The sequence below is a fragment of the Mesorhizobium sp. NPDC059025 genome (assembly GCF_042739655.1).
Classification (GTDB): domain Bacteria; phylum Pseudomonadota; class Alphaproteobacteria; order Rhizobiales; family Rhizobiaceae; genus Mesorhizobium.
The window spans coordinates 165,374-189,911 of the sequence record NZ_JBHYIM010000009.1; the positions used below are offsets into that span (position 1 = coordinate 165,374).

Sequence of the window (24,538 nt, forward strand, 5' to 3'; positions counted from 1 at the left end):
TTCGCGCATGAGTGAAAAACGCATTCCATTCGGCATCATGCTGCAAGGCCCCGGGGGGCATATGAATGCCTGGCGGCACCCCAGCGTGCCGGCCGACGCCAGCACCAACTTCGACTACTATGTCAGGACTGCCAGGCAGGCCGAAGCCGCTGGTATCGCTTTCGCGTTCGTCGCCGATGGGCTCTACGTCAACGAACAGTCGATCCCGCATTTTCTCAACCGGTTCGAGCCGATCGTGCTCCTGTCGGCATTGGCCGCGGTGACGGATCGCATCGGCCTGGTCGGAACGCTTTCCACATCCTACAGTGACCCGTTTACCGTCGCACGGCAGTTCGGTTCGGTGGATCTGGTCAGCGGCGGCCGCGCCGGCTGGAACGCCGTTACGTCCCCTCTCGAGGGGTCGGCCAGGAACTATGGCCGGGACAAGCATCCCGAGCATGCGCTGCGTTATCAGATCGCCACCGAGCATATCGAGATCGTCAAAGGCCTGTGGGATTCCTGGGACGACGATGCCTTCGTGCGCGATCGCGAGAGCGGCCAATATGCCGATTTCTCCAGGATGCATCGTCTGAACTACAAGGGGCGGTTCCACTCGGCGGAAGGGCCGCTCAATCTGGGCCGCTCCGCCCAGGGACAGCCGGTGCTGTTTCAGGCCGGCGCCTCCGAGGACGGTGTGTCGTTGGGCGGCCGTCATGCCGACGCCGTCTTCGCCGGCGCCGACTCCTTCGAGGAAAACCAGGCGCTTTCCCGGCGGCTCAAAGATGCTGCCGTGGCGCATGGGCGCGGTGCCGACGACATCAAGATATTCCCAGGCATTGCACCGATCGTCGGAACGACCGAGGCAGAGGCGGAGCGCAAATATCAGTTGATCCGCGATCTCGTCAGCGTGCCGGAAGCGCTGCGCTATCTCGGCCGCTTCTTCGATCATCACGATTTCGCGGCCTATCCGCTCGATGAGCCGTTCCCCGATCTGGGCGATATCGGCCAGAACAATTTCCGTTCGACCACCGATCGTATCAAGCGGACCGCAAGAGAGCGGGGGCAGACGCTTCGGGAGGTCGCCCTGGAGGTTGCCACGCCGCGTACGCGCTTCATCGGGACACCGGAAAAGGTGGCGGACGAGATCATCCGCTGGGTCGATGGTGGAGCTGCCGACGGTTTCGTTCTTTCGTTCCAGGTGATCACCGAAGGTCTCGATGACTTTGCCGAACACGTCCTGCCGCTGCTCGAGGCGCGCGGCCGACACAGCAACCAGCTCGCCGGCGCGACGCTGCGTGATCATCTCGATCTGCCCTTCAAGCAGAGCCGCTACAACCAGTCCGGCGAGGAAGCCAAATCCGCAGCGGAGCGCGCGGCCTGATGACCATTCATCAAGCCGCTCCGCTCAAGGATGACGTCGCGTCGACGCTGCTTGCCTATCGTGACGAATTCGTCGCTCTGCGGCACAGGCTGCATAGCGAGCCGGAAATGGGTTTTCGCGAGGTGAAGACCTCGGCGCTGATCGCGGAACTGCTGGAATCCTGGGGCTACGACGTAACCCGCGGCGTCGGCAAGACCGGCGTCGTCGGCACGTTGCGCAATGGCGCTGGCGATGCCTCGATCGGCATCAGGGCCGACATGGATGCTCTGCCGATCCTGGAGGCGACGGGCCTGGCCTATGCCAGCACGACATCAGGCACCATGCATGCCTGCGGCCATGATGGTCATACGACGATCCTACTGGCAGCAGCGCGATACCTTGCCGAGACGCGGAAATTCTCCGGGACGTTCCGGGCGATCTTCCAGCCTTCGGAAGAGGGTGGCGCCGGTGCCCGTGCCATGATCGCCGACGGCCTGTTCGACCGGTTTCCCGTCGACACGGTTTTCGGGCTGCACAACTGGCCTGGCGTGCCGACCGGCCAGTTCGGTTTCCGCTCCGGCCCGACGATGGCTTCGGTCGACCTTGTCATCATCCGTGTCATCGGCAGGGGCGGCCACGGTGCAAAGCCGGCGCAGGCGGTCGATCCGGTTGTTGCGGCGGCCTCGCTGGTGCTGGCGCTGCAGACGGTCGTCTCGCGCAACGTAGATCCGCTCGAGACCGCCGTGGTGACCGTCGGCACCATCAATGGCGGCATTGCCGCCAATGTCATTCCCGACAGCGTCGAGCTGAAACTGACGGTTCGCACCTTCAACGAAGCGGTGCGAGAGCAGATCAAGGCCCGCATCATCGCCTTGGCGGAAGCGCAGGCTGCAAGCTACGGCGCGCGTGTCGAGATCAGCTACCCGCGCGGTTATTCCACGCTGGTCAACCACGAGCGAGAGACGGCATTCGCACGACGGGTTGCTTCCCGGCATTTCGGTGAGCGCCGGCTGGAGACGGATTTCCGGCCGATCACCGCCAGCGAGGATTTCGCCTTCATGCTGCAGGAGCGGCCAGGCAGCTACCTCTTCATCGGCAACGGCGACAGCGCCGACCTGCACAGCCCGCGCTACGACTTCAACGACGAGATCCTGATCGATGCCGCCGGCTACTGGGTGCATCTGGTGCAGGACTATCTGGCCGATCGCAACGGCAGCCATCCAACTCCTGAAGGAACCGAGGTGCCATGACCGACGGCTTTCTTTATACCACGCCGCTCGATCCGCGTGCGCAGCCGCTGATCGAGGCCCTTACCTGGGAATATGAGACACGCTACGGCAACTACTGGGGTGAACCGGCCGGTGCAGAAATGGCTCGCTATCCTGCCGAGCTGTTCGCGCCACCGCACGGCGCTTTCGTCCTGCTGATGCGCGGCGGCACGGCCATCGCCGGAGGCGCCTTCAAGCGCTACGACGAGCGCACCGCCGAGCTCAAGCGCGTCTGGACACATGTCGATCTGCGCCGGCAAGGACTGGCGCGTATCGTGTTGGCGGAACTCGAAGCGCAAGCCGTGCGGCAAGGCTACAGCAGGATCTACCTGACGACCGGCTTTCGCCAGCCAGAGGCTGCGGGTCTCTATCTCAACAATGGTTACGCCGCGCTGTTCGACACGACAGTCGATCCTGAGATCCACGGCTCCCTTCCCTTTGAGAAGGACCTCAGCGCACTGGTGACAGGCGTGGCTGAGTCCATCCGCAAGGCAGGGTGAGTGCATATTTCACGAAGAGGTTCTGTAATAATGCATGGAATTTGGATGGCAATGTCAATTCGAAGTGAAAACTTGAAAAAACTTGCCGTGACCGAGAGAAAATAATTCTGAATATAAAATCATAAAACCGAGAAAATCTGGCGATATACATACTTTTTCTGGAGAGGCGGAATCGAAATGACAACAGTTACGGATGTTGGCGACATTTCCGCTGCCAGACGATCACGATCCATCGAAAGCCACACCGGCTATAAGGTCGTGCCGGCCAAGCATCATTGGCGCACGGTCGGCACGATCGTCGCGGTTCTGGTGATCGCGGCCACACTGCATTCCGTCCTGACCAATCCACGCTGGGGCTGGGATGTCTTTGCGAAGTTCTTCTTCTCCGAACCGGTGCTGGTTGGCCTCGGCCGCACCTTGCTTCTGACGGTGCTCGCTTCCGCGCTCGGCTTCCTGCTCGGTACGGTGCTGGCCTTTGCGCGTGTATCGACCTCACCGCTGCTGTCGGGCGTATCCTGGGCCTATATCTGGTTCCTGCGCTCGATCCCGCTGATCGTGCTGCTGCTGGTTCTGAACAATCTCGGCTACCTCTATCCGACCGTCGATGTCGGCGTGCCGTTCACCAGCATCCTGTTTGCGCAATACAACACCGTCGAGGTGCTCAGCCCGTTTGCGGTGGCGCTGATCGGGCTCAGCCTCAACCAGGCCGCTTTTTCGGCCGAGATCATTCGTGGTGGCATCCTGTCGGTCGATCACGGACAGCATGAGGCCGCTGCCGCGCTCGGACTGTCACGGCGGCGGCAGGCGCTCAACATCGTGCTGCCGCAAGCGATGCGCGCGATCCTGCCCAGTGGCTTCAACGAGATCATCGGCCTCGCGAAATCGACCTCGATGGTCTATGTGCTCGCCCTGCCGGAACTGTTCTACACAGTTCAGGTCATCTACCGCCGCAACCTGGAAGTCATCCCGCTGCTGATGGTGGCCACGGTCTGGTACCTGGTCATCATGAGCGTTCTCTCGCTCATCCAGATCGCGATTGAGCAGTATTACTCCAAGGGTGCCACCCGCAAGGCGCCAGGCCCCGTGTTCAGGCGCATTGCCGCATTCCTGTCGGGGCTGCCCTTCGGACCGGTTTTGGTCGGGAAGCAGATTGCGGTGGAGACGAAGCAGGCCGTCGTCCGCAAGCCCCTGGCCGCCGTCAATCTGGGCGATCGTGGTGCCGGCCGCATCGAGATCCGCGATGTCAGCAAGCGCTTCGGTACCCTGACCGTACTCGACCAGGTCAGTCTCACTTTGGCACCGGGAACGGTCACGGCCATTATCGGCCCGTCGGGCGCCGGCAAGTCGACGCTGCTTCGCACGATCAACCATCTTGAACGCACGGATGAAGGCTTCATTTCGATCGATGACGAGTTGATCGGCTATGCGCGCGACGGCAACGTGCTCTACGAACTGAAGGAAGGCGCCATCCGCCGCCGCCGTTCGGCCGTCGGCATGGTGTTCCAGAATTTCAACCTGTTCCCGCATCTGACGGTGGTCGAGAACATCATCGAGGCACCCGTTTCCGTGCATGGGATTCCGCGTGCCGAAGCGATCGAAACCGCTCTCGACCTTCTGGCCCGGATCGGGCTCTCCGATAAGGCCAATGCCTATCCGCGCCATCTGTCGGGCGGCCAGCAGCAGCGTGTGGCCATTGCCCGGGCACTTGCACTGAGGCCGAAGGTCCTGTTGTTCGACGAGCCGACCTCGGCGCTCGATCCGGAGCTGGTCGGCGAAGTTCTCGACGTCATCAAGGAACTGGCGGATTCCGGCACGACCCTGGTGATCGTCACCCACGAAATCGGCTTCGCCCGCGAGATCGCCGACACCGTCGTCTTCATGGAAAGCGGCAAGGTGGTCGAGGTGGCGCCGCCGGCCAAACTCTTCAGCGAACCGGCCCATCCGCGCACCCGCGCCTTCCTGGCCAAGGTTATCTAGCCCGCATTCTTTCCTTCGCCAGTCACACGTCCGGAGCACCCGGCGCGCCCGTCCTTTCGTGACGGGCAAGGTATCGTACGTCTCGAAACAGGAGCAGGCACATGACATTCCATCGCAGTCGGTTTTCCTTCGTAGCAGCGGGGCTCGCCAGCCTTGGGCTGTGGGCGACGACATCCATGGCGGCCGAGTTCGATCTCAGCCCGGAACAGCCAACGCGCATTCATGCCGAGAAGAGCGAAAAGGCGATCGCGGCGATCCCTAAGGACTACAAGTTCGTCGAGCCCGGCGTCCTGACCATCGGCATCAATCCGTGGGATCCACCGGTCGCCACCTATGCAACCGACGCCAAGGCCGTCGTCGGCACCGACCCGGACCTGGCGATTCTGCTTGCCGAAACGCTGGGTCTCAAGCTCAACCTTGTCGCCGTTGCGTGGGAAGACTGGCCGCTCGGCCTGTCCTCAGGCAAGTTCGATGCCGTCATCAGCAATGTGACGGTGACGGAGGAGCGCAAGGAGAAGTTCGACTTCTCCACCTACCGGCAGGATGTGCTGGGCTTTTATGTGAAGAAGGACAGCGCAATCACGTCGATCAAGGAGCCGAAGGACGTTGCCGGGCTGAAGGTCATCACGGGGGCCGGCACCAACCAGGAGAAGATCCTGCTGGAATGGGACCGCGAGAATGTTGCTGCGGGCCTGAAGCCGGTTGAGGTGCAATATTATGATGACCGCGCGGCGAGTCAGCTGGCGATCCAGTCGGGCAGGGCGGACGCTGAATTCAATCCGAATGCTACCCTGGCCTATGGTGCGGCAGTGAACAGCGGAACCAAGCTGGTGGGCGTCGTCAGCGGCGGCTGGCCGCGTACCGCCGAAATTGCGGTGGCCACCCGCAAGGGCAGCGGGTTGGCTGACCCGTTTACGGTTGCTGTCAACGAACTGATCTCCAGTGGCAAGTATGGCGAGGTCTTGAAGAAGTGGAGCCTGACCGAGGAGGCGATCGACAAGTCGGCCACCAATCCCCTCGGCCTGCCGAAACCCAACAGCTGAGCAGGGGCTGAAAGCCGCGGGCGTCTCGTACGCCTGCGGTCCAGTCCACGGTTTATCTTCAGAAAGAGTCACGCCATGCTTTCCAGAACACGCCTTCTTGCTCCCGTTTTCCTGGCTACATTGCTTGTGGCTGCGGGTGCTGCCGCCACCGCCCAGTTCGATCTCAGTCCGGAGCAGAGTGGCCGTGTGCGCGCCGACAAGGACGACGTGCTGGTCAAGACCATTCCGAAAGATTTCCATTTCGTCGACGAAAGCGTGTTCACGGTGGCGGTGGCTCCGTCCGGTGTGCCGCCGATCGCCAGCTACGCCACGGATGCCGCGACCGTCATCGGTGCCGACCCGGATATCGCCCAGCTTGTCGCCGACAAGCTCGGCCGGCCACTGAAGCTGGTGGCCGTCGCCTGGGAGGACTGGCCGCTCGGCATCGTCTCCGGCAAATTCGATGCCGTCATTTCCAATGTCGGCGTGACCGAGGAACGCAAGCTCAAATATGATTTCTCCAGCTACCGGCAGGGCCTGCACGGCTTCTATGTTCGCAAGGACAGCCCAATCCAGAAGATCGCCGAGCCGAAGGACATTGCCGGGCTGAAGATCGTCACCGATCCCGGCACCATCCAGGAGAAGATCATTGTCGAATGGGATCGGCGCAACCGTGAGGCCGGGCTGAACCCGGCCGAGATCATCCTGTTCGACGACGAGGCGGCGTCGAACCTGGCGCTGCGGTCGGGGCGGGCCGATGCCGTCTTCAGCGTCAATGCGGTGCAATCCTATCAGGCGGCGGTGACCGGCGACGCGCGGCTAGTGGGCACCGTCAATGCCGGCTGGCCGCTGACCACGGATGTCGGCGTGGTAACGCGTCGTGGCAGCGGTATCGCCGATGTCGTCACGGCGGCGCTCAACGAAACGATCAAGGACGGCAAATACAAACAGGTTCTCGATAAATGGAACCTTGGGCCCGAAGCGATCGATCAGTCGAGGACCAATCCACCCGGCCTGCCGAAATACTGATCTCCGACCCGATGCGGAAACGTCCAGCCTGGCGCGAGTACAATCGATGACGAAGCCCATCATTCGACGTCTCGCTTTCCTCACGCCGGGCAATTATCCGGACAACGATCCAGCCGCCGGCTTCGAGAAGACGCTGCAGCTGTTCGAATTCGGCGAGGACATCGGTTTCGATGGCGCCTGGGTCAGGCAGCGTCATCTGGAACCCGGGATCTCGTCGGCCGCTGCCTTTCTGGCGGCGGCAAGCCAGCGTACCCGCAGGATCGAACTCGGCACTGCGGTCATCCCGATCGGATATGAAAGCCCTTATCGGCTGGCGGAAGATCTTTCTACCGTCGATGTCCTGGCGCGCGGGCGGCTCAATGTGGGATTGAGTGCCGGCACGCCACCGCATGCCGAGACGCTGGGGCCGCTGGTGTTCGATGGCGACTGGCGCGGTTTCGATTTTTCACATGAGCGGGTGCTGCGTTTCGTCCGCAACCTCAAGGGCGAGCCAATCGGCGCGCCCGGCGCGATCGTCGAGTTTCCCGGCGGTCGCGTCACGCCGAGGCTTCAGCCTTATGCCGCTGGTCTTTCAGAGCGGATCTGGTATGGCGGCGGTTCGCTGCGATCCGCCGATTGGGCGGGGTGCAACGGTCTCAATCTTTTGATCGGCAATGTGACTTCGGGTGAAGGCACGGACAATTTCTTCGAAGCCCAGCTTCGGCAATTGGAAGCCTTCAAGGCTCAGCCTGGACACGGTCGTGTTGCACTCGGCCGGGTCATCGTACCGTTCGACAGCGCCGATGCAGTCACGCGCCAGCGTTATACTGCCTATGCCAACAGCCGCGACGAGCGGACGGGCAAGGCACATGGTGAGCGGCGGACGCTGTTTGCGCGCGACCTTGTGGGACCGTCGGAGGCGATTGTCGAGAGGCTGCTCGCCGACCCGGTCTTTGCCGAGGTGGACGAACTGCGTCTCGAACTGCCTTACAGCTTCCTGCACGAGGACTATGAGCAGATTCTGGCCGATGTGGTCGAACACATCGCACCGGCTTTCGGTTGGGCTGAAAAGATTGCCGGGTCAAAGTCGGCGCGTGCTCCAGCCCGATAACATGCGCGCCCCGGCGCCACTTGGGTGACGTCAGTGATTATCCATGTCGACACGTTCCAGGTTTTCCCCAGGGAGGCTCGGTGACATTCGATCATTGCGGTCGGCATCGAAGGCCAGTTTGCGCTCCCAGGGATCGAAAAACTTGATGATCGAGCGCTCTGCTTTGGCCTCATCGCCAAAATGGTTTTCTTTCATACTGAACATGGCGCAGGTTCCCCTTCTGCGTTACTCACCTGAAAAGCCGGCTAGCCGATAGCATACCCAGCCAGCTTGCCTTGCGGTGTCTGACACCCCCCGCACCATCAAGGCAGTCTACATGTAGACTGGCCAGAATGAAGCCGCTTACCCCATTTGGGGCATCGGTCATGACAATTGCGTGTCCGCCTGTGACTTTGCACGACAGATGCTACCGCGCCGCGCCTCTCCGAGCCTCGGCGCTGGACTTCATGGCCAGGCAGCAGGCTACATATCGTTGAAGCACCGCCACGTGAGGTTAGGCCGATGATTGCGGGATGCCTGGAGGTGGCGGATCACAGCAATCCGAACCGTTTCCTGGCGGCATCGGTGGTGGGCGTGAACAGTGCCACGATGGTGCCTTCGGGGTCGCGGAACTGCGTCGAGCGGTTTCCCCAAGGCATCAGCCTGGGCTCGTGTACCAGTTCGACCTTGCCCTTCAGTCGATGATATTCGGCATCGACATCGTCAACCATGAATTCAATGATCGCCGTGCGGTTGGCGCGGGGCTCGGCACTGCCTTCCTTGAACAGGGCTACCGTCTCCGCACTGCCGATGGCGAGCGTGGCAGATGGCATGACGATCTCGGCGAAGACAGGGGCCAGCCACGCGGCGCGCTGGCCGGTCAGAGTTTCGTAGAAGCCGACCATGCCTTCCACATCGGCGGCGATCAGGCGGATGGATGCAAATTTCATCGATTGAGGTCCTTCGATTTGTGGTGACGGGATATGGCGCCGCGACAAGCTTGTGGCACACGCCTTTTGCCACCATAATGGCAGCAGGAGTCAGCATCGCATGCGTCGTGCCGATCGATTGTTTCAGATCATCCAAATCCTGCGGCGGTCGACCCGCCCGGTGACCGCCGCGGCCCTGGCCGCGGAAATAGAGGTATCCAAGCGCACCGTGTACCGCGACATCGCCGACCTCATCGGCCAGAGGGTTCCTATCGTGGGGGAGGCTGGTCTCGGCTATCTGCTTGCTCCAGAATACGACATGCCACCGCTGATGCTGACGCCCGACGAACTCGAGGCCGTCGTGTTGGGATCGCAATGGGTTGCGGCACGTGGCGACAAGGTTCTCTCAGCCGCGGCCCGTGATGTCGTGGCCAAGATCACGGCGGTTGTCCCCGAGCGTCTGCGGCAGTTCATTGTCGCGTCAAGCGTCGGTGCCAAACCGGGAGGAGACGCGTCGTCCGACCCGGTCGACACGACGGAGCTGCGGACTGCGATCCGCGAAGGCAGGAAGCTGCATCTGCTCTATCGATCCGAAACCGGCGAGGAGACGGCTCGCATCGTCTGGCCGGTGATCCTGGGCTATGATGAGGCAACACGACTGATCGTGGCCTGGTGCGAGTTGCGGCAAGGGTTCCGGCATTTCCGCACCGACCGGGTGATGCAGGTCACCGTTCTCGCGGATAGCAATGGCTTGCGCAAAGGCGAGTTACGTCGTCGCTGGGAGCTTTGGCGCGATGAGCAGCGTCGCGATCGAGTTCAGCACGAGCGGGTTGTCATCGAAAAAGGCTAGAACCCGGCCGTCAGGCCGGGTTCCGTTTTTTGCATCGGGGCGATGTTCTAGAAATCGCGCTGGAAGCGAAGGATGCCGCCGACCCCGTCGCTCTTGGCGTGGTACTTGCTGGCAGACTTGTTGAAGTAGTCCACTTCGCCGGTGATCGTGAACCCCGGAACCAGCTGATGCGCGATGTTTGCCGCCAGGGCGAAGGTCTTGCCCTGGTCATAGGAGGCCTGGATGTTGAACGCGGTCTTCTCGTTGAACTTGTAGGTACCGCCACCCCAGATGGCCCACTTGCCATCCCATGTCTTGTAGAAATTGCGCAGTGAGTTCTTCTCAGTGCCGTAGCCGCCGAGCACGAACAGCGAAATCTGATCGGTTGCCTTCACGTCCAGGCGGACCTTGCCGGCCCATTCTTCATAAGCGCTGTTGTAGGCTGCAACGCCGGAGATGGATCCCCAGCCCTGGGTGTATTTAGCGCCTGCGACCACGTGCGGAACGTAGCTGTCGATGGTCTGGTTTGCAGCCCTGGCGACCCACAGGCCGGCTTCATTCTTGACACGGGTATTGTAGCTGCCCGATCCCTGTTCCAGCGAGACGATCGCCGAGAAGCCGTTGCCGGCATCGAAGGTGTAGCTGATCAGGTTGGTGTCGTACTCGCCGAAGGGGATGAAATCGTCGTTGATGACGTTGCCGGCATAACCCGAGAAGGTGTTGAAGGCCGATTCATCCTTACCGACACGGAGGCCGCCAAGCTGGATCCACGCGAAATTCAGCGTCACATCCTTGTTGCGGGCATTGGCGTTGTCGCCGCTGTTGCCGAAATTGAAGCGGGTTTCGGTATAGGTCTTCAAGGTGCCGTATTCGGTTTCCTGGCCGGTCCAGGTCTTCAGCGTGAAGCGGGCGTTCTTGGCATAGGTATCACGCTCGCGGCCATTCAGTCGGTCTGTCGTCTTGACGCCGCCAAAATCGCCGAGACCGACGTCATAGCGTACGTAACCACCGACGCGCAGGCAGGTTTCGGTGCCCGGGATATAGAAGTAGCCGGCGCCGTAGACGTCGCAGATCTTGACGTATTCCGCCGGCTCCGGTTCGGCGACGACGACAGCGTCGGCGGCGCGCGCACCGGAAACCGCGAGCAAAGCCGCAGCCGAGCCGAGGAGAAGGCTCTTAACGTTCATTTTCAAACTCCTGTCTTTGGAAAAGTGTCCTCGAAAAGGCAGAATCTTTTTCCTTTTCGAGCGAAGCCTTCGCATCGAATTCGGTCTTCGGCAAATTGATTTCAGTTTTTTCTGATTATTTCTCGTATAGTTTCTTCAAATGTTGTCACAATGACACTATTTATTTCGTAATCTAACCATATTCATATTTAAAGTCAGGAATCTAACTAAATTTATTTTACGACTTGTATTTATAAGAGTCGTCATTTGCTCGTCTTCGTAATATATAAAAACCACATCGGCCTCCAGTCGATGGGGTGGTTCCGCATCGATGTATCCCCTGCAATCGATGCGGAGCTACCGTCTAATAAAATGCTGACCAAATCGGAGTATTGTTCGCCGACTAGATGAAGTTTTTCTGGATAGGTTTGTCGTCCCGCGCCCGATGGCGAAAGGAACGCAAAATTTTGCTAATCAGAATTTCGTGTTGCTTTCGCGCGCTCGATCCTGGCCCGGATGCGACGATCTTTCTCGCCTGTTGGCGAAAAAGCGATTGGATTTCGGTTGTCGCATCGAAATGCGGCGAAGGATCTTGGTGGCGATTTCCAGCTCCGAAATATCGAAATCGGACAAGATGTCTTCATGCAGTTCGCAAAGCACGTCTTCGAGCTTGGCAGCCAGGGCGGTGCCTTCTTCAGTAAGCCAAAGGGCTTTTGCGCGTTGATCCTTCGGATCTTCGCGACGTTCAATCAATTTGGCAGCTTCAAGCTGGGTAATCATGTCGGCAAGCGTCGCTGCGCGGATACCGATACTGTTCGCTACCTCGGATTGCCAGACGCCATTTCCCAGTCTTGAAACCCAAATCAAGGGCATTGCGCGGGCCTCGGAAATGTCGTGGCGCATGAACTTCCGCTCTGCGTGGGAACGCCAGCATCTGTCAGCGCGAACCAATTCCGATACCAAGTCCCGACGCGCGCTATTCAAATCGAACCACCTTTATTCCAAATGCACTCATATTCTTCGGGCAGTCCTGCTGACCCCTCCCGACTTCCCTTGCTCCAATGTCCAATCGAAAAGACGTCGCGGCGTTGGAAGTGCCTCTTCCACTCTAGGCTGCAAAGGTCGCGATTCCGTGAATGGTTCGTGGAGGTTCCGTGGAGGAAGGGCCTTTTGACGTCACATGGATGCCGACGAACGATCCTCTCCTGCAAGCGGGCAAGCGCCGACAAGCAAGCGATTGTGAGCCGGCTGATCTTGTGTCAGGCAGAAACCGATTTCCCATCCATGCCAGGGGCAGGGGAAAGCGGCAGTGAAACCTCGATGACCAGACCGCCGCTTGGCGACGATCTGGCCACGGCATCTCCGCCATGCGCGCGCAGGACAGCTCTCACAATGGCCAATCCCAGTCCGCTGCCGCCACTCTTGCGAGAGCGGGATTCGTCCGCACGCCAAAATCGCTCGAACATTTTTTCATGGCTGCCAGGAGGCACACCTGGACCGGAGTCGGAGCAGCGAATGATGCCGACCGAGCCGGAGACGAAGGTCTGCATGTGTACCGTGCTGTGCGGAGCGTAACGGCGCGCATTGTCGAGCACGGCCAACAACGCCTGGCGCACGCGATTGCGGTCAATTTTGCACGGAACGGACTGCAGGTGCCGTTCCAGCTTTATGTCAGCCGCCGCCATCTCCGGTTCCATGGCACCGGCAATAGCCTCGACCTCACGCGCCAGATCGACCGTTTCCAGCTTCAGCTCGAGATGGCCGGCGCTGGCTAGGCCAAGGGTCCGCAGGTCTTCGACGAGATATGTCAAACCGTCGACATGCGCGATGAGATTGCCGTACAGCTCTCTGGTCGGCGGAAAGACACCGTCGGCCAATCCTTGCAAACGCCCCCGGAGGATCGTCAGCGGCGTGCGCAGTTCGTGGGCGATGGCGGAGTTCGAGAACCGCAATTCAGATTCGGCGGTCTCCAGGCGCCAGGCCATCGCGTTGAAATCGCTGATCAGCGTTTCGGCCTCTCCAAAGCCATTCTGCACCACTTCGGCGCGGGCGCTGAAGTCCCCGCTGGTGATGGAGCGAAGCGCTTTGGCAACGGTTTCGAGGGGGCGTAGAATTCGACGCGCCAGTCTCCATCCGACGATCCCTGCTGCAACCAGGCTGATCGCGACGAAAATGGCAAGCGCGACGAAATCGGTGAATACCCAATCGCTCTCCTCACCCTGGATCGAAACGGGGACGAGCCATTCATAGTTGTAGTAGTAGAAAATCCCGCCGAAGAACATGACCGCGAGTGCCAGCAGCGTCACGGCACTGATCGACAGCATGACCTGACTGCTGAGGGTCCCTTTTTTCATCGACGTCCGGTCAATTGTTCGGCTTCGCAGCGGATATGGCGCACATCTGGCGTCCTAGCGATAGCTGGTGACCAGCTTGTAGCCTACCCCGCGCACTCCGGTCATGAGACCATCGGCTCCAGCCGCGGCAAGCTTGCGTCTCAGATTGCTAACATGGCTGTCCACCGTGCGCTCCAGTGCCTCTCCTTCAGGGAGGCACGCATCGACCAACTCGCTACGCTCGAAGACCCGGTTCGGTGAACTGGCCATGTGGGCCAGAAGGCGAAACTCGGTCCTGGTCAGCTCCAGCGAGACCTGACCCTTCACGGTTTCCACCGATGCCATGTATGCGTCGGGATCAACCGTCAGCGGTCCGACCCTGATCGCGTTTCCCGCATCTCTCCTCCGGGTTCGCCGCAGCACGGCCTTTGCGCGAGCGACAACCTCGAGGGGGTTGAACGGCTTGACGACATAGTCGTCGGCGCCGATGCGGAGGGCCTGCAGCTTGTCCAGGTCTTCGGCAAGCGCCGTGACCATGATAACGGGCGTGTCGCCTCGTCGACGCAGGGCGGCAAGCACCTCATAACCGTCCTGTCCCGGCATCTTCACATCGAGAATGATGATGTCGGGCCGAAGGCGCAGATGGTGCGCCAGTCCAGTCGGGCCGTCATTCGCGCTGACGGTCCGAAAGCCTTCCCGGCCGAAATAGGTTTCGAGAATGTCGACGATTTCGGGCTCGTCCTCGACGATCAGCACAAGTGCGTTTTCCATCATCATCGGCAAGTTGTCTTCCGGCGTACTGTCGCCCGGTGTTCCGTCGTCTGGCGATGGTTGGGCGGCAAAATTTCAAGAGCGCTCATGTCGCAGCCCGCCTGGACGGGCGCTTGACCGCGCTGCGTTCAGGATGTGTCGATATTGTGTGGAGTTTTTGTGGAGCGCCGAGGGCGTTTTGGAGAGGAAGCAAACCAGGTCTGAAGGAGCCTGAATAAGGGGGCGGTTCACTGTTGGTAAACCATCCATGGCCGATCGTCCGGACATGGCTGAATTGATTCCCTTCCCTCTTCATTCTCGTGCAACCCTGGTCCGGTCGATCTCCGATGATTTGGAGGTCGTCCATGGTCCGAGCGCCAACGCGTTCTGGCGAGAGCGCATCGCTGGTATCGTCGCCGGGTTGCGCGCGGACGGTGTCACTGATGACGCGATCCGAACGGAGATCCTTGGCCTGCAGTCCGCTGTTCAATGCGAGTTGCAGAGACGCGCCAGCTCGGCCGCTGCGGTCTAGACCGGATTCCTGCAGCCAAACATTGCTTGTTTGGCTGAGAAGCAACCGACGACTTCGCCCAAGTCTGAGACTTGCCATCAACGCCTTTACACCCTGCATTCACGCAGGAAGGGATGAAGGGTGGTGGGGAAGACGTGCAGGCCGTCCTGGCGTTCTGTCATCCGGCCACGCATCCTGATGACAGATGGCGGCACCGCCAGTGGAACCGGATCCTCTCGCAGAACTGGGTGCATGAGACCGTCACCGGCGGCCGAAAGCGCTTCCGTGTCATGGCTGCCGCACGGCCGCTATCACAACAAATGGTATCAGACCGGCAGCGGTGCCTTCTTCGCGCTCTGCATCCACGGGCAATGGCTCTACATCGATGCGCTGGCATCGATTGGCTGAGCGGCAGAACCCGCAGTTCTTTCACCCAAAAGACCGGGATGGCAAGGTTGGCCGCGGATTGCCCAGCGCAGCCGGCATCTAGATGACCTTCCGCACATCCTCTTCAAAACTCAGGACATGATGCAGCGCGATGCGTTCGGCGGTTTCGCCGTCGCCGCGGCAGACCGCTTCGAGCATCTGGGTCTGCTCGTGCAGCACCTTGTCCAGGCCAGACATCAGCTCGGGGAAGCGCCGTGTCGCCACATGCAGGATGCGCAGCGACAGGTTGTGGTAGTGGTCGAGCGTGTCGAACAGATAGGGGTTCTTGGCGGCGCGGTAGATGAAGCGGTGGATGCGGCGGTCGAGCGCCAGCAGCGGCTGAGCTTCGGGCGGGTTCGAAAAAGCCGCGAGTTCTTCCAGCAGTTTGCGCGCTTCGCGCCGTTCCGGTTCGCGCAGGCGCTCCGCCGCCAGCCGTGTCGCCCAGGACTCGATGGTGGCGCGCGCTTCGTAAATCGCCGACAGGTCGCTGATGTCGATCTTGCTGACGGATGTGCCGCGGCGGCCGTTGACATCGACGAAGCCGTCGCGTTGCAGCCGCAGCAGCGCCTCGCGCACCGGCGTGCGGCCGACGTCGAGCCGCTGCATCAATTCGCTCTCGCGCAGCAGCGTGCCCGGCGCCAGCTTCACCGTGATGATGTCTTCCCGCAGCTGCAGATAGGTGCGCTCGGCCAGCGTCGCGCCGGCCTCGTCTTCCTCATGCATCCACGCGTCCATCGCCCTGTCTCCGCTGTGCCGGCGCCCGATCGCCGGGAATCGCTTGACAATGGATATGTATAATATACTGATAGATATATTACAAATATATTGATCCGATTGCAGGGAGGTATCGGTCATGAAAAAAAGGAATTTTTCGTCGTCGTCGCTTAAGGGAGGTTTCGCCGCGGTGCTCGGCTTCGGCATGGGATTGCTTGGCGTGTTTCTGCCTGCCTCGGCGGAGGATCTGGAGACGCTGAAGCCGGGTGTGCTGCAGGTCACCATCCAGCCCTACATGCCCTATACGGCGATGAAGGATGATAAGCTGGTCGGGCTGGACAGCGATATCCTCGCCGCGGTTGCCAACAAGCTCGGCCTCAAGATTGAAGTCAACGTCACCGATTTTCCCGGCATGCTCGCCTCGGTGCAGTCGCGACGCGCCGACATCACGATCGGCGGCATCGCCTGGTCGGATGCGCGCCGGAAGGTCGGCCTGTTCACCGATCCGCCCTATTATTCGCCCCCGGCCATGGCTGTCGCAGGCTCCGACACATATCCGGACGTCAAGAGCCTGGAAGGCAAGGATCTCGGCACGGTCACCGGCTATGTCTGGGCGAAATCGATCGCCCAGGTGCCGAATGCCACGCCGCATACCTATCCTTCGGCCGACAGCGTGTTCCAGGACCTTGCGTCGGGCCGGCTCAATGTGGGTTTCCTCGATCCGTTGCTGATCGTCTACCAGCAGAAGCAGCGGCCGGACATGAAGTTCCGCGTCGAATACCTGACGCCGCCGACTGCCGACGAGGTCAAGGAGTATCCCGACTACCAGTATTTCCAGCCCTACATGACCGGCTTCTACCTGCCCAAGGAAGCGCCCAAGCTGGCCAACGCGGTCTCCGACCAGATCGATGCCATGTACAAGGATGGCTCGCTCGCCGCGCTCATCACCAAATGGGGCGGCGACCCCAAACAGTTCCTGGTTCCGTCGCCGGAGATGGCGGCGCAGCGCCGTGGCGTCGATCGTCCCGCGGAATGGTCGCCGCCCTCGATCGCGCCTTGACGAGCGGAGGGCCGGATAATGTCCCCTTCCGACGTCTTCAGCGGATTCCTCCAGGTTCCCTGGGGCGACTACATGGGCAATATCGGCTGGGGTCTGTCGAGGACCCTAGCCTACACCATAGCCAGCTTCGCCGGCGCGGCACTTCTCGGCCTTGTGCTCGCGCTGATGCGCCTCAACCGCCTGCGTCTGGTGCGGCTGCCGGCCGCGCTCTACACGGAGGTCTTCAAGAACGTCCCGCTGCTCGCCATCATCTTCGTCACCTATTTCGGCCTGCCGTCGGTGGGGGTGAAGCTCAGCGTGTTCGCCGCCGGCGTGCTCAGTCTCGTGCTGTTCTACGCGGCCTATCTGTCCGAGATCTTCCGCGCGGCCATCGCCGGTATCCATTCCGGCCAGAACGAGGCGGCACAGGCGCTGGGTCTCGGCCGTGGCACCACCTTCGGCCATGTCGTGCTGCCGCAGGCGCTGCGTCTGGCGCTGCCCGGCACCAACACCATGTTCGTCGACCTGCTCAAATCGACCTCGCTGCTGGTGACGATCTCGGCTGCCGAACTGATGACCCAGGCGCAGCTGATCGCCTCCGAGACGTTCAGGGCGCTGGAGGTCTACCTCGTCATTGCCGCCATCTATTTCGCGGTCTGCTATCCGGTCTCGCAAAGCCTGCTCTGGCTGGAGCGCACGATCCAGGCCGGTGTGCCGTTGTCGCGCGGCCGGCGTCGGCGGCTGCGGCTGGCGAAGACCCTGCTCGCGGGAGGAACTGCATGACCCAGCATCCAGTCAGCATGACGCAAGACGTCGCGATGGCAGCCACCAAACCGGCCGTCACCATCCGCGGCCTCCGGAAATCCTTCGATGGCAGGCAGGTGCTCGGCGGCATCGATCTCGATGTGCCGGGCGGCCGCATCGTCAGCATCATCGGCCAGAGCGGCGGCGGCAAGACGACGCTGATGCGCTGCGTCAACCTGCTCGAACAGCCTGACGACGGCGTCATCGAGGTCAATGGCGAGGCGATCTGCGCCAGTGGCGCGGTGACATGCAAGGATCTCGCCAGGCTGCGCCAGCGTGTCGGCATGGTGTTCCAGCGCTTCAACCTGTTCCCGCATCTGACCGCGGTCGAGAATGTCGTGCTCGCGCAGATGCACGCTGCGGGGATCGGCGAGCGCGAAGCGGTCGAGCGCGCCGTGCGGCTGCTCACCCGCGTCGGTCTGGCGCATCGGGCGACAGCCTATCCGGAGCGCATGTCGGGTGGTGAGCAGCAGCGCGTGGCGATTGCCCGGGCGCTGGCGCTTGGGCCTACCGTGCTGCTGTTCGATGAGCCGACCTCGGCGCTCGATCCGGAATCGACCGGCGAGGTGCTGCGGGTCATGCGCGAACTCGCCAATGACGGCATGACGATGATCCTGGTCACCCATGAACTGCCCTTTGCCCGGGAAGTGTCGGACTGGGTCGTCTTCATCGATGGCGGCAAGATCATCGAGCAAGGCGCTGCGGCGGATGTGCTCGACCGGCCACACGAGGCGCGCACGCGTGCCTATGTCGCGAAATACGCTGCATCCGGCTGAATGCCGGCATCAAACCATCGCGCGGCGGCACCCCCGGCGTTGCCGCCGTCCTCCTCTCAACTGGTATGGATTCGATGAGCAGGATTTCGACCGACGTCGCCGTGATCGGCGGCGGCGTCATCGGTCTGGCGATCGCGCTTCGGCTTCGCGCCGACGGTCGCGAGGTCGTGGTGATCGAGCCAAACGAACCCGGCAGCGGCGCCTCCTACGGCAATGCCGGTACCATCGCCGACTATGCGGTCCTGCCGGTAGGAACGCCAGCGATCCTGCGCAACCTCTTGCCGCTGCTGCTCGATGCCGACAGTCCCCTGTCGATCCGAACTTCCGCCTTGCCCACTCTGTTTCCCTGGCTGGCGCGCTTCGCCTGGGAGTCGCTGCCGCACCGCTATCGTGACAATACCCGCCGGATTGCCGAGCTCCTGTCCGACGCCCCGGCGGCATGGCGTGAGTTCGCTGCGGAAATCGGCGCATCGGACCTGCTCTCGACGCGAGGCTGCCTCTATCTCTACAAGACGCAAAAGGCTTTCCGGGTGGCCGCGGCCGATATCGCGCTGCGCCGCAGCTACGGCGTTGCCCAGCAGCTGCTTTCCCCCGACGAGGTGCTTCGACTGGAGCCCCGGCTGCCGCCTGTCGAGGGCGGTGGCCTGTTCTTTCCCGGCGCGATCAATCTCATCGATCCGGGCGAGACGATGCGCCGTCTGTCCGCGAAGGTTCACCAGGCGGGCGTGAAACTCATCCAGGCTTCCGCGCAGAGGATCGTGCGCCAACCGGGAGGAACCCGAATCATCGCCGCACCGTTCGAAGTCCGTGCCCGTACTGCTGTCATCTCTGCCGGTGCCCGCTCGCAGAAGCTGGCTGCTCAGATCGGCGACCGGGTCCGGCTCGATACGGAACGCGGTTATCATCTCGAGTTCGATATGGACGAGCCGCCAATCGAACGGCCTGTCTGTCCAACGGAACGCGGCTTCTATTTCTGCCCCATGCACGGCCGGTTGCGCGTTGCAGGCCTGGTGGAACTTGGGGGGCTGACGGCGCCCGCCACCCCGCGGCTTGTTCAGAACCTGACAGCGAATGCGCGCGGGATTTTTCCGAACCTCGGTGAGCCGAGCCGGACCTGGCTCGGGTTCAGGCCTTCAATGCCCGATTCTGTCCCGGTGATCCGTCCATCCAGGGGAGGGCGAGACGTCATTCTTGCTTTTGGTCATGGCCATATAGGATTGACCCTCGCTCCCCGTACGGCCCGACTGGTGAGCGCTCTCATTACCAGCTGATCCCACAGCGGATTCCCCACCGACGGGATGTCAAGGAGGGGGCGCCTGCCGTCAGGCTAAGTTCTTGAGGAGCATTGTAGCATCTGAATAGTTCTGGCGGAGAGAGCGGGATTCGAACCCGCGGTACGGTTTCCCGTACACACACTTTCCAGGCGTGCGCCTTCAACCACTCGGCCACCTCTCCGTCGTTTGCGCTGTCGCGGCCGGTTTCGCCGCGCCGGTCTTCGGGAGCGCGTCCCTTGCTGGAACCGAACCGTGGTTCGCGTGGGATTGCCTCGACCGATGGCCAATCCGTTCCTGCGCCCTGAGCCGTCGAAGCTTCGGGTGCGGGGCTCATCTAGTCGATCCGGCAGCGAATGCCAAGTCATATCGGCGGTATTCCGGGCGCTTCTTCATGCTTTCTTTTTGAGATTCGCTCTTCGCCATCCCGGCATGTGACCGCAGGAAGGGAACCGTTCCGGATGAAACGTCACCGCCAGGCATCCAGAGAGCGCGTCGATGGATGCGAACATTGCTTTTATCGGCTGCACGCCGATTGCGTGGGCCGGCGTCACGCCATATCTGTAAAGGCGAAACAGACGCTGGAAAGGTCTGCATGTTCCGTTTCCTGTTCCGACTTGCCGCAATGGTGGCACTGGCGATCGCGGTCATCATGGCCGTGCTCGACGCCACCCGCACGGTTGCTGCCTCGCATCTGGTGATGACCCCGCTCAAGGTCAGCTGGAGCGCGGTTTCGCCTGACACCCTGGCCAGGACGGAAGCGTTCGTGCGCGAGAAGGCGGGTGCCGTCGCCTGGGATTCGGTGATCGACAAGGCGCTCGACCTGCCGGGCTTCGTGCTGTTCGCGGCGCTGGCCTTCCTGCTCTATGCGATCGGCTACCGCAGGCAGCGGCGTGCGGGAAACTTCGCGGTCAATGCGTAACATTCCGGTGTCTGCGACGAACTAGAAGTCGAAGAAACAGGGAGACAGCTCATGTTTTTCCTCAGTGACATGCTGAACAAGAAGATCAATCTGCCAAAACCCGAAGAGGCATTGCCCGGCCGCGAGCGGCCGATCCCGACCGCCTCGAAACACTATGTCTCGAAACGGCCGCTGAAGGGCCCTTATCCCGATGGGCTGGAAACGGCCCTGTTTGGCCTGGGCTGTTTCTGGGGCGCGGAACGGCTGTTCTGGCAGACGGACGGCGTCTGGGTAACGGCCGTCGGTTATGCCGGTGGCATCACCCCCAACCCGACCTACCAGGAAACCTGCACCGGGCTCACCGGTCACGCCGAGGTCGTGCTGGTGGTGTTCGACCCGAAGGTCGTCTCCTACGCGGAACTGCTGAAGATATTCTGGGAAGCGCATGACCCCACGCAAGGCATGCGTCAGGGCAATGATGTCGGCACGACCTATCGTTCCGCCATCTACACGTTCTCGGACGCCCAGCAGCAGGCCGCGATCGCCTCGCGCGATGCCTATCAGGCCTCATTGCGTGCTGCCGGTCGCGACAGGATCACGACCGAAATCGCGCCGGCGCCGGAGTTCTACTTCGCCGAGGAGGATCACCAGCAGTACCTGGCGAAGAACCCCTACGGTTATTGCGGGTTGAAGGGCACGGGCGTGAGCTGCGCCATTCCAACTCCCGCCGCGACGGCCTGACGACAGCCGGCGGGGCAGCAGGGTCTGCCCCCTCGTTGCCGCTAGCACCCTATTCAGAAACGATTTTCCATGGCGCCGCTTCGGCGCCATGCTTTTTCCAAAGGGTCAAAATTCCACGTGAATTTTGTCCCTAGCCGTGCAAGATAAAGCTTGAGCGGGAGGGAACAGCTCCTGCCGGACGTCGCAAGCCGGGCCGGAACCCGGACCTGCGGCAGACTGGAAAAATAAACCTCAGGGGTGTGGATCCTATGAAACGTATCGTTCTCGGCCTTCTGGCCGCAACCGCGCTGGCCTTCCCGGCAATGGCCGAAGACATCAAACCGGCGCTGCTTTACGATCTCGGCGGCAAGTTCGACAAATCCTTCAACGAGGCCGCCTACAACGGCGCCGAGAAATTCAAGAAGGAGAGCGGCGTCTCCTATGTCGAGTTCGAAGTCTCGAACGCCTCGCAGCGCGAACAGGCTCTGCGCCGCTTCGCCGAAGACGGCCGCAGCCCGATCGTCATGGCCGGCTTCTCCTGGGTCGATTCCCTGACCAAGGTTGCCAAGGAATATCCGGAGCTGAAGTTCGCCATCATCGACGATCAGGTCGACCTGCCGAACGTGCGTTCGCTGAAGTTCAAGGAGCAGGAAGGTTCCTACATCGTAGGCCTGCTGGGCGCGATGGCCTCAAAGAGCAAGAAGGTCGGCTTCATCGGCGGCATGGATATTCCGCTGATCCGCAAGTTCGGCTGCGGTTATGTCGGCGGCGCCAAGGCCAGCGGCGCGACCGACGTGATCTACAACATGACCGGCGACACGCCGGCTGCCTGGAACGATCCGGCCAAGGGCGGTGAGATCGCCAAGACCCAGATGGACCAGGGCGCCGACGTGATCTACGCCGCGGCCGGTGGCACCGGCGTCGGCGTGCTGCAGGCGGCCGCGGATGCCGGCAAGCTCGGCATCGGCGTCGATTCCAACCAGAACGGCCTGCAGCCGGGCAAGGTGCTGACTTCGATGCTGAAGCGCGTCGACGTAGCCGTTTACAGCGCGTTCATGGATGCCAAGGATGGCAAGTTCACGGGCGGTATCAACAATCTCGGCCTCAAGGAAGGCGGCGTCGACTACGCCATGGACGACAACAACAAGGATCTCATCACCGCCGACATGAAGGCGGCCGCCGACAAGGCCAAGGAAGAGATCATCGCCGGCAAGATCGAAGTGCACGACTATTCCAGCGACAACAAGTGCCCTTATTGATCTGCCACTGAACAGGGAATGAAGACCGCCGGGCGAAAGCCCGGCGGTTCTTTTTTTGCCGGCGAACGTGGTCCATCGACGCTGTGCGATTGGGGCTTGTCGGCTTGCAAGGGCGCAGGCAGGTGGCTGCTCTCGTTCGGGAGACGTCCATGTCCATCATCATCCGCATCATGCGGCATTCCGATCTCGCATCGCTGGCGGCATTGCGCCATGTCGCCTTCTTCGCCGACGGCAAGCATGCGCGGGAAGCGGATGTCCTCGCGCTGGCCCGGCTGGTCGAGGGCGACGGCTTCGAGGCCGGGTTTGTTGCAGAGGTTGACGGCGAGCTGGCCGGCTCATGCCTGTTCGTGCGCGAGGAGATCGAGCCGTTGCATGATGTTTCGCCATGGCTTGCGGGACTGGTCGTCGCGGAACACCATCGCGGGCGCGGGCTTGGCCGCATGCTGATCGAAGCTGTCGAAACGCACGCCCGATCGGCTAACTGCAGGGAACTCTATCTCTATACCGATGCCGCGGAGGCACTTTACGCCAGGCTCGGCTGGATCGCCGTCGAGCGGATGGTCGTCGACGGGGAACCGCTGGTGCTGATGCAACGGAAATTTTAGCACGCTTCGAGAAGCCGGCTGTCGAGGCGTCTCTAAGCACTCGCTTACATGCTAAAGTCGTTGCAGGGGCGGTGCTGCAAGGGAGAGACGGCATGGCAAAGGTAACCGGTATCGGCGGCATGTTCTTCCGTGCCCGCGACCCGAAGCTGCTGGCCGAATGGTACGAACGTCATCTCGGCATCGACGACATCGCCAGGACGGTTTGGCGTCAGGACGCGGGACTCACCATATTCACGCCATTCGCCGAGGACACCGAATATTTTGGTCGTGCGGAACAGCAGTGGCTGATCAATTTCCGTGTCGATGATCTGGACGACATGATCGCCAGCCTGAAGGCCGCGGGCATTGCGGTCGAAACGCGCGAAGAGTGGGATTCGGAAGTCGGCCGCTTTGCCCGTATCCACGATCCGGAAGGCAATCCGATCGAATTGTGGGAGCCGTCGGCGGACGCCGCACCGATGACGGAAGAAGCAGACAAGCCCTGAGCCTGGTTTCAACCCAGGCTCAGACGCCCGGCGAGATAACCAAAGGCGAAGGCGATGATCAATCCCGCAGCCACCGCGATGGCGAGCCGCCCCGGCAGGGCATGCAGGCCGATGCCGACCGGCGGAAGCGGCGCGCTGATGGTCCGGTTGCCTGCCTTTGCATTGGCCAGCGGCGACATCTGCGGCAATTCGGCAATGCGTGCGGCGACTTCCTGCCAGGGACGGTTGGTCTCGTCCGTGGCGCCGCGGTCGAACAGATGCATGCGTTCGGCCAACTGGATCACCGCGTTGCGGAAGGCGGGATCGATCTCGAGATCGCGTTCGGCCCGTTCGCGGTCGCGTTCATTCATAAGACCGAGCACATAGTCGCTGGCGCGCGCGATACGATCGCTCTCCCCGGTCATCGCTGTGCTCCCCTTGCCAATCGGATGCCTTTACCAGTGTGGCGGCTTGGTCACCGGAACGTCCGGTGCGGTCTGCTCTTCCAGGGCCAGGAAGCGGTTGGTCAACGCATCGAGCTTTTTCTGCAGGCGCTCGATCGTCTTCCACTGTTCGGCGATCTGGCCGGACAAGTCCTCGATGGTCTTGTCTTGTTCGGCGACGTGGATTTCCAACGTCGTCAGTCGTTCTTCTGACATGTGAATTTCCCTGGGGACCCTGCTTTGGCGGGCTTGAGTTGCGGTACAGCGGCTGCCAATGGCGCATGCCCCGTGTGTTCGAAATTGACAAGCATGCCGGGATTTGTCGAGAGTGGATGCCATAGCCGGCCAATTGGCAGGGGACGGGTGCCGTGCTAGTCAATTTGACCAAACGATA

Annotated in this window: 28 protein-coding genes and 1 tRNA gene; 19 read left to right on the forward strand and 10 right to left on the reverse strand. The window is 61.5% G+C overall.

The annotated features are described in order from the left end of the window. The first annotated feature begins 7 nt into the window (after positions 1-7). The 7 genes from ACFWYE_RS21565 to ACFWYE_RS21595 all read left to right on the forward strand — a co-directional run bounded on the left by ACFWYE_RS21565 (position 8) and on the right by ACFWYE_RS21595 (position 8,225). A complete protein-coding gene (locus ACFWYE_RS21565) occupies positions 8-1,360 on the forward strand; it encodes an LLM class flavin-dependent oxidoreductase (RefSeq protein WP_379114153.1) in 1,353 nt (450 codons plus the stop codon). Continuing rightward, positions 1,360-2,589: a M20 aminoacylase family protein gene (locus ACFWYE_RS21570; RefSeq protein WP_379114155.1), complete on the forward strand. Its 1,230-nt coding sequence runs from the start codon at positions 1,360-1,362 to the stop codon at positions 2,587-2,589. The genes ACFWYE_RS21565 and ACFWYE_RS21570 overlap by 1 nt, the downstream gene beginning before the upstream one ends. Beyond that, positions 2,586-3,107, forward strand: a complete 522-nt coding sequence (locus ACFWYE_RS21575) for a GNAT family N-acetyltransferase (RefSeq protein ID WP_379114157.1) — start codon at positions 2,586-2,588, stop codon at positions 3,105-3,107. Before ACFWYE_RS21570 ends, ACFWYE_RS21575 begins: the two co-directional genes overlap by 4 nt. A 177-nt stretch (positions 3,108-3,284) precedes the next feature. Beyond that, positions 3,285-5,084, forward strand: a complete 1,800-nt coding sequence (locus tag ACFWYE_RS21580; protein WP_379114159.1) for an ATP-binding cassette domain-containing protein — start codon at positions 3,285-3,287, stop codon at positions 5,082-5,084. A gap of 101 nt (positions 5,085-5,185) precedes the next feature. Continuing rightward, positions 5,186-6,127, forward strand: coding sequence for an ABC transporter substrate-binding protein (locus ACFWYE_RS21585; RefSeq protein WP_379114161.1), 942 nt, complete (start codon positions 5,186-5,188; stop codon positions 6,125-6,127). Between the two features lie 75 nt (positions 6,128-6,202). Beyond that, the gene (locus tag ACFWYE_RS21590) at positions 6,203-7,135 is read left to right on the forward strand and encodes an ABC transporter substrate-binding protein (protein WP_379066693.1); all 933 of its coding nucleotides are present in this window, start codon (positions 6,203-6,205) and stop codon (positions 7,133-7,135) included. 46 nt (positions 7,136-7,181) lie between these two features. Further along, positions 7,182-8,225, forward strand: coding sequence for an LLM class flavin-dependent oxidoreductase (locus tag ACFWYE_RS21595; protein ID WP_379114162.1), 1,044 nt, complete (start codon positions 7,182-7,184; stop codon positions 8,223-8,225). A gap of 30 nt (positions 8,226-8,255) precedes the next feature. Here ACFWYE_RS21595 and ACFWYE_RS21600 read toward each other — a convergent pair whose 3' ends face one another. Both ACFWYE_RS21600 and ACFWYE_RS21605 read right to left on the reverse strand, forming a co-directional pair. Further along, positions 8,256-8,429, reverse strand: a complete 174-nt coding sequence (locus ACFWYE_RS21600; RefSeq protein WP_379114164.1) for a hypothetical protein — start codon at positions 8,427-8,429, stop codon at positions 8,256-8,258. A 326-nt stretch (positions 8,430-8,755) separates the two neighbouring features. Then, positions 8,756-9,154, reverse strand: a complete 399-nt coding sequence (locus ACFWYE_RS21605; protein ID WP_379114166.1) for a VOC family protein — start codon at positions 9,152-9,154, stop codon at positions 8,756-8,758. Positions 9,155-9,254: 100 nt separating this feature from the next. Between ACFWYE_RS21605 and ACFWYE_RS21610 the strand changes: the two genes are divergently transcribed. After that, positions 9,255-9,983 carry a helix-turn-helix transcriptional regulator gene (locus ACFWYE_RS21610; RefSeq protein WP_379114168.1) on the forward strand — a complete coding sequence of 243 codons (729 nt, stop codon included), beginning with the start codon at positions 9,255-9,257 and terminating at the stop codon, positions 9,981-9,983. 47 nt (positions 9,984-10,030) lie between these two features. Here ACFWYE_RS21610 and ACFWYE_RS21615 read toward each other — a convergent pair whose 3' ends face one another. The 4 genes from ACFWYE_RS21615 to ACFWYE_RS21630 all read right to left on the reverse strand — a co-directional run bounded on the left by ACFWYE_RS21615 (position 10,031) and on the right by ACFWYE_RS21630 (position 14,232). Beyond that, positions 10,031-11,149, reverse strand: a complete 1,119-nt coding sequence (locus ACFWYE_RS21615; protein WP_379114169.1) for a porin — start codon at positions 11,147-11,149, stop codon at positions 10,031-10,033. Positions 11,150-11,602: 453 nt separating this feature from the next. Continuing rightward, positions 11,603-12,031 carry a MarR family winged helix-turn-helix transcriptional regulator gene (locus ACFWYE_RS21620; protein WP_379114171.1) on the reverse strand — a complete coding sequence of 143 codons (429 nt, stop codon included), beginning with the start codon at positions 12,029-12,031 and terminating at the stop codon, positions 11,603-11,605. Between the two features lie 356 nt (positions 12,032-12,387). After that, on the reverse strand, positions 12,388-13,452 hold the full coding sequence (locus ACFWYE_RS21625; RefSeq protein WP_379066704.1) for an ATP-binding protein: 1,065 nt from the start codon (positions 13,450-13,452) through the stop codon (positions 12,388-12,390). Positions 13,453-13,536: 84 nt separating this feature from the next. Continuing rightward, entirely contained in the window at positions 13,537-14,232 is a 696-nt protein-coding gene (locus tag ACFWYE_RS21630; RefSeq protein WP_379072878.1) for a response regulator, read from the reverse strand. A gap of 247 nt (positions 14,233-14,479) precedes the next feature. Here ACFWYE_RS21630 and ACFWYE_RS21635 point away from each other — a divergent pair, with 247 nt between their 5' ends. Then, the gene (locus tag ACFWYE_RS21635; protein WP_379066706.1) at positions 14,480-14,743 is read left to right on the forward strand and encodes a DUF6074 family protein; all 264 of its coding nucleotides are present in this window, start codon (positions 14,480-14,482) and stop codon (positions 14,741-14,743) included. 231 nt (positions 14,744-14,974) lie between these two features. After that, positions 14,975-15,130, forward strand: a complete 156-nt coding sequence (locus ACFWYE_RS21640; RefSeq protein ID WP_379114173.1) for a hypothetical protein — start codon at positions 14,975-14,977, stop codon at positions 15,128-15,130. 78 nt (positions 15,131-15,208) lie between these two features. Here ACFWYE_RS21640 and ACFWYE_RS21645 read toward each other — a convergent pair whose 3' ends face one another. Then, positions 15,209-16,003: a GntR family transcriptional regulator gene (locus ACFWYE_RS21645; RefSeq protein ID WP_379114174.1), complete on the reverse strand. Its 795-nt coding sequence runs from the start codon at positions 16,001-16,003 to the stop codon at positions 15,209-15,211. Between ACFWYE_RS21645 and ACFWYE_RS21650 the strand changes: the two genes are divergently transcribed. The 4 genes from ACFWYE_RS21650 (at position 16,002) to ACFWYE_RS21665 (ending at position 19,752) form a co-directional block, all read left to right on the forward strand. Beyond that, positions 16,002-16,922, forward strand: coding sequence for a substrate-binding periplasmic protein (locus ACFWYE_RS21650; protein ID WP_379114176.1), 921 nt, complete (start codon positions 16,002-16,004; stop codon positions 16,920-16,922). The genes ACFWYE_RS21645 and ACFWYE_RS21650 overlap by 2 nt on opposite strands. An 18-nt stretch (positions 16,923-16,940) precedes the next feature. After that, on the forward strand, positions 16,941-17,684 hold the full coding sequence (locus ACFWYE_RS21655) for an amino acid ABC transporter permease (RefSeq protein WP_379114178.1): 744 nt from the start codon (positions 16,941-16,943) through the stop codon (positions 17,682-17,684). Further along, positions 17,681-18,481 (forward strand): amino acid ABC transporter ATP-binding protein, encoded by an 801-nt coding sequence (locus tag ACFWYE_RS21660; protein ID WP_379114180.1) that lies wholly within the window; start codon positions 17,681-17,683, stop codon positions 18,479-18,481. The genes ACFWYE_RS21655 and ACFWYE_RS21660 overlap by 4 nt, the downstream gene beginning before the upstream one ends. A gap of 74 nt (positions 18,482-18,555) precedes the next feature. Continuing rightward, the gene (locus ACFWYE_RS21665) at positions 18,556-19,752 is read left to right on the forward strand and encodes an NAD(P)/FAD-dependent oxidoreductase (protein WP_379114182.1); all 1,197 of its coding nucleotides are present in this window, start codon (positions 18,556-18,558) and stop codon (positions 19,750-19,752) included. Between the two features lie 94 nt (positions 19,753-19,846). Here the strand turns inward: ACFWYE_RS21665 and ACFWYE_RS21670 are convergent. Further along, a tRNA-Ser gene (locus tag ACFWYE_RS21670) sits at positions 19,847-19,936 on the reverse strand. A gap of 411 nt (positions 19,937-20,347) precedes the next feature. Here ACFWYE_RS21670 and ACFWYE_RS21675 point away from each other — a divergent pair. From ACFWYE_RS21675 to ACFWYE_RS21695, 5 genes are all read left to right on the forward strand, one after another. Next, a complete protein-coding gene (locus tag ACFWYE_RS21675; protein WP_379114184.1) occupies positions 20,348-20,674 on the forward strand; it encodes a hypothetical protein in 327 nt (108 codons plus the stop codon). 51 nt (positions 20,675-20,725) lie between these two features. Further along, positions 20,726-21,394, forward strand: coding sequence for a peptide-methionine (S)-S-oxide reductase MsrA (gene msrA / locus ACFWYE_RS21680; protein WP_379066719.1), 669 nt, complete (start codon positions 20,726-20,728; stop codon positions 21,392-21,394). Positions 21,395-21,642: 248 nt separating this feature from the next. After that, entirely contained in the window at positions 21,643-22,632 is a 990-nt protein-coding gene (locus ACFWYE_RS21685) for a BMP family protein (protein ID WP_379066721.1), read from the forward strand. Between the two features lie 149 nt (positions 22,633-22,781). Next, complete coding sequence (locus ACFWYE_RS21690; protein ID WP_379114186.1) at positions 22,782-23,237, forward strand: GNAT family N-acetyltransferase; 456 nt, start codon at positions 22,782-22,784, stop codon at positions 23,235-23,237. A gap of 92 nt (positions 23,238-23,329) precedes the next feature. Continuing rightward, positions 23,330-23,722, forward strand: a complete 393-nt coding sequence (locus ACFWYE_RS21695) for a VOC family protein (RefSeq protein WP_379114188.1) — start codon at positions 23,330-23,332, stop codon at positions 23,720-23,722. 8 nt (positions 23,723-23,730) lie between these two features. On the opposite strand, the gene ACFWYE_RS21700 is transcribed toward ACFWYE_RS21695, so the two are convergent. Together ACFWYE_RS21700 and ACFWYE_RS21705 are read right to left on the reverse strand one after the other, a co-directional pair. After that, on the reverse strand, positions 23,731-24,126 hold the full coding sequence (locus ACFWYE_RS21700; RefSeq protein WP_379066726.1) for a hypothetical protein: 396 nt from the start codon (positions 24,124-24,126) through the stop codon (positions 23,731-23,733). Between the two features lie 30 nt (positions 24,127-24,156). Further along, a complete protein-coding gene (locus ACFWYE_RS21705) occupies positions 24,157-24,360 on the reverse strand; it encodes a SlyX family protein (RefSeq protein ID WP_379066728.1) in 204 nt (67 codons plus the stop codon). Positions 24,361-24,538 lie beyond the last annotated feature (178 nt).